The sequence below is a fragment of the Methylobacterium planeticum genome (assembly GCF_008806345.1).
In the GTDB taxonomy this organism is placed as follows: domain Bacteria; phylum Pseudomonadota; class Alphaproteobacteria; order Rhizobiales; family Beijerinckiaceae; genus Methylobacterium; species Methylobacterium planeticum.
On the sequence record NZ_VZZJ01000079.1, the window covers coordinates 1 to 1,003 of the forward strand.

1 protein-coding gene is annotated in these 1,003 nt (G+C 70.3%); it reads right to left on the minus strand.

Annotation, left to right across the window (positions count from 1 at the left end):
* On the minus strand, positions 1-998 hold a 998-nt coding region (locus F6X51_RS27615), incomplete at its 3' end, for an IS630 family transposase (RefSeq protein ID WP_150967303.1).
* Positions 999-1,003: the final 5 nt, after the last annotated feature.

Genomic DNA, 1,003 nt, shown 5'->3' on the forward strand with positions numbered 1-1,003 from the left:
TTGATCCAGACGAAGGGTCTGGCGTGTCGGTTGTGCTCGGCGATGTAGCGCTTGATCGCCGCCTGCAGGTCGACGACGCCGGTGAAGGAGCCTCGTCGCAGCCGGCGGCGCGTGAGCGTCGAGAAGAAGCCCTCGACCGCGTTAAGCCAGGAGGCCGAAGTCGGGGTGAAGTGGAAGGTCCAGCGCGGGTGTCGGGTGAGCCAAGCGCGCACCTTCGGGTGCTTGTGGCTGCCGTAGTTGTCCAGGATCGCGTGGACGAGTTTGCCCGTCGGGACGGTAGCCTCGACCGCGTTGAGGAAGCGGATGAACTCGCCGTGGCGATGGCGCTGCATGCAACGGCCGAGCACGGTGCCTGCCAGGACGTCGAGGGCGGCAAACAGCGTCGTAGTGCCGTGACGGGTGTAGTCGTGCGTCTGGGCTGCTGGATGGCCGGGGGCGGGCGGTCGGTAGGGGCGCGTGCGCTCCAGGGCTTGGATCTGGCTCTTCTCGTCGATGGACAGCACTACCGCGTGGGCGGGCGGGTCCATGTAGAGGCCGACGACGTCCTCGACCTTGGCGGCGAAGGCGGGATCATGCGAGCGCTTGAACGTGCGTAACCGGTGCGGCTGGAGGCGATGGGCCGCCCAGATCCGCTGCACGGCGCGCAACGAGATCCCGACCGCCCGGGCCACGGCGCGGCCGGTCCAATGCGTAACCTCGCCCGGCGGCTCGGAGCAGGTCAGCGCCAGCACCTCGGCCACCGTCTCGGTCGGGTGGGGCGGCGTGCCGGGCGGGCGGGTCTTGTCGCGCAACAGGCCCTCGACGCCCGCCTCGGCGTAGCGCCGCTGCCAGCGCCACACGGCCGGGCGGCTGACACCTGCCTGCCGGGCGATCTCCTGGACGCTTAGGCGCTCGGCCGAGAGCAGGACGATGCGGGCGCGCTGGATGTGCTTGAGGGGGCGCGAGCGGTCGCCGGCGATCGAAGCCAACCGCGCCGCGTCGCCATCATTGAGAAGCACGCACA